Origin of the sequence: Microcoleus sp. EPA2 (assembly GCA_020882975.1) — a bacterium.
In the GTDB taxonomy this organism is placed as follows: domain Bacteria; phylum Cyanobacteriota; class Cyanobacteriia; order Cyanobacteriales; family Microcoleaceae; genus Microcoleus.
On sequence record JAHRFD010000003.1, the window covers coordinates 337,673 to 344,377 of the forward strand.

At 47.7% G+C, this 6,705-nt stretch carries 8 protein-coding genes; 6 read left to right on the top strand and 2 right to left on the bottom strand.

Annotated elements, in window-relative coordinates; all coding sequences use genetic code 11:
* Positions 1–274: 274 nt before the first annotated feature.
* The 6 genes from AAFP14_RS05720 (at position 275) to AAFP14_RS05745 (ending at position 5,729) form a co-directional block, all read left to right on the top strand.
* On the top strand, positions 275–724 hold the full coding sequence (locus AAFP14_RS05720) for a pyridoxamine 5'-phosphate oxidase family protein (RefSeq protein ID WP_341731336.1): 450 nt from the start codon (positions 275–277) through the stop codon (positions 722–724).
* Between the two features lie 269 nt (positions 725–993).
* Positions 994–1,347 (top strand): DUF5335 family protein, encoded by a 354-nt coding sequence (locus AAFP14_RS05725; RefSeq protein WP_341731337.1) that lies wholly within the window; start codon positions 994–996, stop codon positions 1,345–1,347.
* A 7-nt stretch (positions 1,348–1,354) separates the two neighbouring features.
* On the top strand, positions 1,355–2,338 hold the full coding sequence (locus AAFP14_RS05730) for an aldo/keto reductase (RefSeq protein WP_341731338.1): 984 nt from the start codon (positions 1,355–1,357) through the stop codon (positions 2,336–2,338).
* A 150-nt stretch (positions 2,339–2,488) separates the two neighbouring features.
* A complete protein-coding gene (locus AAFP14_RS05735; RefSeq protein WP_341731339.1) occupies positions 2,489–3,535 on the top strand; it encodes an NAD(P)-dependent alcohol dehydrogenase in 1,047 nt (348 codons plus the stop codon).
* 112 nt (positions 3,536–3,647) lie between these two features.
* Positions 3,648–4,646 (top strand): NADP-dependent oxidoreductase, encoded by a 999-nt coding sequence (locus AAFP14_RS05740; protein WP_341731340.1) that lies wholly within the window; start codon positions 3,648–3,650, stop codon positions 4,644–4,646.
* 288 nt (positions 4,647–4,934) lie between these two features.
* Entirely contained in the window at positions 4,935–5,729 is a 795-nt protein-coding gene (locus AAFP14_RS05745; RefSeq protein ID WP_341731341.1) for an SDR family NAD(P)-dependent oxidoreductase, read from the top strand.
* 168 nt (positions 5,730–5,897) lie between these two features.
* On the opposite strand, the gene AAFP14_RS05750 is transcribed toward AAFP14_RS05745, so the two are convergent.
* Together AAFP14_RS05750 and AAFP14_RS05755 are read right to left on the bottom strand one after the other, a co-directional pair.
* A complete protein-coding gene (locus AAFP14_RS05750; RefSeq protein ID WP_341731342.1) occupies positions 5,898–6,275 on the bottom strand; it encodes a clan AA aspartic protease in 378 nt (125 codons plus the stop codon).
* Positions 6,272–6,544 carry a hypothetical protein gene (locus tag AAFP14_RS05755; RefSeq protein WP_341731343.1) on the bottom strand — a complete coding sequence of 91 codons (273 nt, stop codon included), beginning with the start codon at positions 6,542–6,544 and terminating at the stop codon, positions 6,272–6,274. The genes AAFP14_RS05750 and AAFP14_RS05755 overlap by 4 nt, the downstream gene beginning before the upstream one ends.
* Positions 6,545–6,705: the final 161 nt, after the last annotated feature.

Below are 6,705 nucleotides of genomic sequence, written 5' to 3' on the forward strand. Positions count from 1 at the left end.
TCTTCATCATACCTTGCATAATTATCTAAGTCAATGCCAAGACATCTAGGGCGATAGTCGTTTTTTCGCTTCCTAGTTTGGTCAGTTAACCAGGGCAGGTATTTTAATTCAATGTAGACCAGCACGATTAGCAAGGAAGACACCGCTGTTTTGGTCTTAAAACCATGATTAATAGCTACTTCATGAGCCGATTCACTCTATCTCAGGACAGATGTAAAGCCGAGATTATTTGTATTCAATACCACTAATTAACTAAACTTTTAGGGAAATAGTAATGTTAGATATTGATGAAATGAGTTCAAAAGAAATAGAGCAACTTCTACACACAGTAGGATACGGTCATCTTGGCTGCATACACGAAGGCAAACCCTACGTGATGCCCATGAATTATTATATTGAAGAACAGGAAATCTACCTGTTTACCACGATCGGCATGAAGACTCATGACATAGATGCCAATCCAGAAGTCTGCCTACAGGTAGAAGAAATTCAGGATGCGCTCCATTGGCGCAGCGCGATCGTCAATGGTAGAGCCTCCCGTCTCACTCTCCAGGAAGACATTGATCGAGCCATGCACTTCATCCAAGAGCGCAATCCCACACTTTCTCCTGGGATGGCTCGAACCTGGATTGATGCTGAGGGACGTTCAGAGGCGATCGCCATTTACCGCATCCACGAGACTGAAATGAGTGGACGCACGACTGATGGAGTCAGCAGTCACTAAAAACTTAGATATTGCACCATTGGTCATCAGCTTTGCCATGACAGGCTCTCCTGTCCACCCCACTATAAATTAACTTGTTGTGGAACAGGAAGTCAGACCTGTTAAGCGAGAATTATCCCGTGAAAAATTAGGGATTATCTACCTCTGAGGATATACAGCTTTTAAACCTAAGATAGATGACAAAAAATCGTGGTAATGAAAGAATAAAGAAAAAATCAAAAAAACAACAACAAGAATAATAAAAAATCATCATGGTGAATAAAATGGAAATGACAAATAAGATTGAAATAAACAAATCTGTACCCCGCGAGCGATGGGGTGAATTTTTCGATCAATTTTCTGATGGCAATCGCGGCCGGCATATCTCAATCGAAATCATCGGTTCAGAACTAGGTGATGCAGAACTGATTAAGAACGCACCTTTAATGGCGATGGTTTACGATCGCCCCGGCAAAGGAGATGATTTGGTAATTGAAGTGGGCAAAGATGAGGTGACTTACGCTCACACGATCGATTCACCAACAGAAGTTTTAACCGGACAAAACTCAAACGGTGTGATGATAGCGCTTCGGATTAGCGATGCTGCTGGGACACAAACATTAATCGAGCTACAAGTTAGTTGAAACGAACATGAAACAACGAAAACTGGGCAATCAAGGATTAGTAGTCTCAGAATTAGGACTCGGCTGCATGGGGATGTCCGAATTCTACGGGACAACCGATGAGTCAGAATCGATCGCCACCATTCACCGCGCCTTAGAACTAGGCGTAACTTTGCTCGACACCGCTGATATGTACGGTATCGGTCACAATGAGGAATTAGTCGGTAAAGCGATTAAAGGCCATCGCGATCGAGTGATTATCGCTACCAAGTTTGGCAACGTGCGCGGTAGTGATGGCAGCTTTCAGGGAGTCAACGGCAAACCCGAATACGTGCGCTCTGCTTGTGATGCCAGTCTCAAGCGTCTGGGCGTAGATGCGATCGACCTTTACTACCAGCATCGAGTCGATCCCCATACTCCCATCGAAGAAACCGTCGGCGCAATGGCAGAACTCGTCCAAGCCGGAAAAGTCCGCTACCTCGGCCTTTCCGAAGCCGCCACCGACACCATCCGCCGCGCCCAAGCAGTCCACCCTATTTCCGCACTTCAGACAGAATATTCGCTGTGGAGTCGGGAACCAGAAACCGAGATTTTGCCTACTTGTCGAGAGTTAGGGATTGGCTTTGTGCCCTACAGCCCCCTCGGGCGCGGGTTTCTGACGGGCAAAATCAAGACCTTGGACACGCTATCTGAAGGAGACTATCGATCGCAACGATATCCTCGGTTTCAAGCCGAGAATCTCCAGCAAAATCTGGAATTAGTCGAGCAAATCGAGCAAATGGCCGCCGCTAAGGGCATCAAAGCCGGACAGTTGGCACTGGCTTGGGTGTTAGCCCAGGGCGAAGACATTGTGCCGATTCCAGGCACCAAACGTCGCACCTACTTGGAAGAAAACATTGCAGCAGCCGATGTGACGCTGACTCAAGCAGAACTAGACCAAATCGCCAAAGCACTGCCGTTAGGAATTGCAGTGGGCGATCGCTACCCCGATATGAGCACCGTCAATCGTTAGGAATTGGGGAGGGTAGGCACGGGGGCACTACCCCTACAACTAAAACAGAAGAGCCTTTGTAGGGGCGGTGCCCCCGTGCCCGCCCTCTCAGTAGGAATTGCAGTGGGCGATCGCTACCCCGACATAAGTAAACAATCAGGAGCGCAATTCATGAAAACAAATGCCTACGCAGCCCAAAACGCCACGAATCCACTCGCACCCTTCAACTTTCAACGCCGCGAAGTCGGCCAGCACGATGTGCAGATCGAAATTCTATATTGCGGCGTGTGTCACTCCGACTTGCACACCGCGCGCAACGAATGGCAAAACACCACATACCCTTGCGTTCCCGGCCATGAAATCGTGGGACGGGTGGTAAAAGTTGGCGCGCACGTCAAAAAATTCAAGGAAGGCGACACCGCAGGAGTAGGTTGTATGGTCGATTCCTGCCGCACTTGTGCCAACTGCGAGGAAAACCTAGAACAATTCTGTGACAACACCATCTGGACCTACAACTCCCCCGACAAACACCTTGGTGGCATGACTTTCGGGGGATACTCTGACAGCATCGTCGTAGATGAAGCGTTTGTGCTGCAAGTTCCCAAGAATTTGAATCTCGCTGCCGTCGCCCCGCTGCTTTGCGCTGGAATCACCACTTATTCACCATTACGCCACCACAATGTTACCAAAGGTCAGAAAGTTGGTGTGGTGGGACTCGGTGGACTGGGACACATAGGGGTGAAATTGGCGAAGGGTTTCGGTGCCCATGTCGTCGTATTCACCACCTCGTCGAACAAAGTTGAAGATGCCCTGCGCCTGGGAGCAGATGAAGTTGTCAATTCTAAAAATGCCGACGAGATGAAAAAACATCTCAATAGTTTCGATTTCATTCTCGACACTGTATCGGCCCCACACGACATCAACGCCTACCTCCTTCTATTAAAACGCGATGGCAACCTCACCCAAGTTGGCGTACCACCCGAACCGCTTTCTCTTAATGTCGGTACATTGATCTTTGGTCGGCGCAGTCTCAGTGGCTCCCTGATTGGCGGCATCAAAGAAACTCAGGAAATGCTAGATTTCTGCGGCAAGCATAACATTACCTCCGACATAGAACTCATCCCCATTCATAAAATCAATGAAGCTTACGATCGCCTGGTGAAAAGCGACGTAAAATATCGCTTCGTTATTGACATGGCATCGTTGCAACAGGCTTGATTGATGTTCCGCCTCTGATAAAATAGCGATTTTAATCGCCGTTTCGCTGGTTGATCTAGTGGCTTTAGCCACTGGATCAACCAACTCCCGTTTAACATCAAGGATAAAAAATATGACAGATATAATCAGCCGCGAAATTCAGTTAGTCTCCCGCCCCAAGGGAATGCCAACCGCAGATAACTTTGCGATCGCCCAAACCGAAATCAAGCCGCTGCAAGACGGACAAGTGCTCGTGCGCAATCTCTATCTTTCGGTAGATCCGTATATGCGCGGACGCATGAATGAAAGCAAATCCTATGTGCCGCCCTTCGAGTTGGGTAAAGCATTGGAAGGCGGCGCAGTCGGCGAAGTTATCGAATCGCGCGCCGCCCAATTCAAGGCGGGTGATGCCGTCACATCCAACTTTGGCTGGCGGGAATACTTCAGTGCAGCGCCAAAAGCATTGCACCCTGTCAGCAGCGAAATTCAACCGCTCTCAGTTTACCTCGGCGCTCTGGGAATGACGGGGATGACGGCTTGGGCTGGGTTGAATTTGGTAGATGTTAAAGCAGGCGACGCGATCTTTATTTCTGGTGCAGCCGGTGCTGTCGGAAGTGTGGCCGGACAATTGGCAAAATTGCGCGGATGTCAGGTTATCGGCTCAGCAGGTTCAGCGGAAAAAGTCAAGTTTCTGCTAGAAGAATGCGGATTCGATCGCGCTTTCAATTACAATTCTGGCCCAGTCCTCGAACAATTGAACCAGGCGGCACCAGACGGGATTGATGTTTATTTCGACAATGTAGGTGGCGAAACCCTGCAAGCGGCGCTGTCCGCCTTGCGCGTGCACGGGCGGATTATCGCTTGCGGCAGCATCTCCGGTTACAACAAGCCGCAGCCAGGGCCGAACAACCTGTTTAATATGATTGGCAAACGGCTGACGATGAAAGGGCTGATTGTTGGTGATTCGCTCGATCGTCAAAGCGAATTTGAACAGGAAGTGGGCGGTTATTTCCAAGCTGGCAAATTGAAAAATCAGGAAACAGTGGTAATAGGAATTGACCAGGCAGTAGGCGCGTTCATCGGTCTTTTTGAAGGCAAAAATCTGGGCAAAATGGTGGTGAAGTTGGAGTAGGCGACGACTAATTAGTGTCAACTTAAGGTACAACCAATAGTCCGGCAAGGGTTGAAACCCCTGCCTCAAAGCGAAAGTCCTCTCAAAGAGGACTGAAGAGAAGAAATTTCAACTAATTAGTCCTCTTTGAGAGGACTTTCGCTATTAGACAGGGAATTAATTCCCTGTCGGTGCCGGGTGGGCGAGAGGATTTGGCGGACTCACAGCTTGAGCTGACACTAATGGTGGCGACCAATTGATTAGGCACTGTCGTAGAGCATTATTTAACGTTATTTGGTTTAAAAAAATATGGATCTCAAACTATCAGGAAAGGTGGCATTGGTCAGTGGTTCAACGGGTGGAATTGGACTGGCAATTGTTACCACACTTGCCGAAGAAGGAGCGACGGTCATTATCAATGGCCGAACCCAAGAGCGCGTAAATAATGCGATCGATCAGATTCAGCAAAGTGTCCCGAATGCCAAACTTCAGGGAATTGCTGCGGATTTGGGAACGCCAGCGGGAGTTGAATTGTTGTTTCAAAAAGTGCCAGAAGTCAACATTTTAGTGAATAACTTAGGAATTTATGGTTCCAAAGCATTTGCAGATATCTCCGATGAAGAATGGATGAATATTCTGGAAGTGAATGTGATGAGCGGTGTGCGACTCTCGCGCCATTACTTGCCGCTGATGCTGAAGCAAGATTGGGGGCGTATTATTTTTATCTCTAGTGAATCTGGCTTGAATATTCCCGCCGAAATGATTCATTATGGCGTGACTAAAACTGCACAATTAGCCTTGAGTCGCGGTTTGGCGGAAACAACCGCGGGCAGCCATGTGACTGTAAACACGGTATTGCCGGGGCCAACTCGTTCCGAAGGGGTGGAAGACTTCATCGAGGGATTATCTAAGGATCAAAATATTTCGATCGAACAAGTTGAGAAAGAGTTTTTTACTAAGATGCGTCCATCTTCGCTAATTCAGCGATTTGCTTCAACCTCTGAAGTTGCTGCGTTAGTTGCGTTTGTTGCTAGTCCTTTAGCCTCTGCGATTAATGGTGCAGCCCTGCGAGTCGAGGGTGGAGTGGTGCGATCGATTGTGTAGCGAAGTTTTTACCTTGATGTGCTGGGAAAATCTCTCACTCCCTACATTTTTGAAATTGGTTTTGAAATTGGTGCGTTAGCCTGCGCGATATCTCTTACAGAATGAGAATTGGTTGGTTTTAGCCTCAAGATTCACAGTTCTGAGATTTCACAGTCTAACGGTGCGAAGTTAGACTGCTTTTACTTTGCTGATTTCTACGCTGCCGTCCTCAAAGACTTGAACCATGAGTTGATAGCCTTCCATTAGTGACATTCCAACTAGAGGTTCTGAATCCGCTTCGTCAATTGGAATTGTTAGATACTGTCCATCCCAAAATACAACTGCTTCGTAAATATTAAAAACGCATTCACTACCATCGCCAAGAATAGCACGTCCTCTTCTTTTCCATTTCAGATTTAGCCGCTCGATCAGGTCTGGCGGCAATGACAGCCAACCGTTAAAGCCTGTATCGACGATCGCATCTTGTGTGTAAATTTTTCCATCAGAGCCACATATCGAAAGCGAGATAATCGCCTCAAAATCTGCGTTAACACTTCCTGAGATCATACAGTTCTCTTTATTCGTCCACCAAATCGTCGAACGTGGCGAGAACCAACTCGAACAATCCAGATTTGAGCATCTGGATGACGGGTTTCTAGCCTAGTGCAAGCAGCTATTTCACGCGCATCAATTTCAAAGTCTCCAGTTTCAAGGTCGATCGCCACAATCTTCCCGTGATTACCTGCTTCGACTTGTGGGCGTATTTGCGTTTGATAAATTAGATCGCCACGTTGGGCAAATTCTTCTTTGCTATAGCGGGGTTGACGAACTACCATGATTGTGAATTTCCTCGATCCTTATCTCACATTATATAGCAACCGCCAAGGCGGTTATGGCGTAAACTGAGAATAATCTTCTTTGTTGCGGAGCGATCGCACGTCATGCCCCAACCATACAGCTACGACCTACGTCAGAAAGTCATTCAAGCTATCCAACT

Bases quoted from the DNA above. Each gene is read 5' to 3' on its own strand.
- AAFP14_RS05720 (WP_341731336.1), top strand. From the start codon at position 275: ATGTTAGATATTGATGAAATGAGTTCAAAAGAAATAGAGCAACTTCTA.
- AAFP14_RS05735 (WP_341731339.1), top strand. From the start codon at position 2,489: ATGAAAACAAATGCCTACGCAGCCCAAAACGCCACGAATCCACTCGCA.
- AAFP14_RS05730 (WP_341731338.1), top strand. From the start codon at position 1,355: ATGAAACAACGAAAACTGGGCAATCAAGGATTAGTAGTCTCAGAATTA.
- AAFP14_RS05725 (WP_341731337.1), top strand. From the start codon at position 994: ATGACAAATAAGATTGAAATAAACAAATCTGTACCCCGCGAGCGATGG.
- AAFP14_RS05755 (WP_341731343.1), bottom strand. From the start codon at position 6,544: ATGGTAGTTCGTCAACCCCGCTATAGCAAAGAAGAATTTGCCCAACGT.
- AAFP14_RS05750 (WP_341731342.1), bottom strand. From the start codon at position 6,275: ATGATCTCAGGAAGTGTTAACGCAGATTTTGAGGCGATTATCTCGCTT.
- AAFP14_RS05745 (WP_341731341.1), top strand. From the start codon at position 4,935: ATGGATCTCAAACTATCAGGAAAGGTGGCATTGGTCAGTGGTTCAACG.
- AAFP14_RS05740 (WP_341731340.1), top strand. From the start codon at position 3,648: ATGACAGATATAATCAGCCGCGAAATTCAGTTAGTCTCCCGCCCCAAG.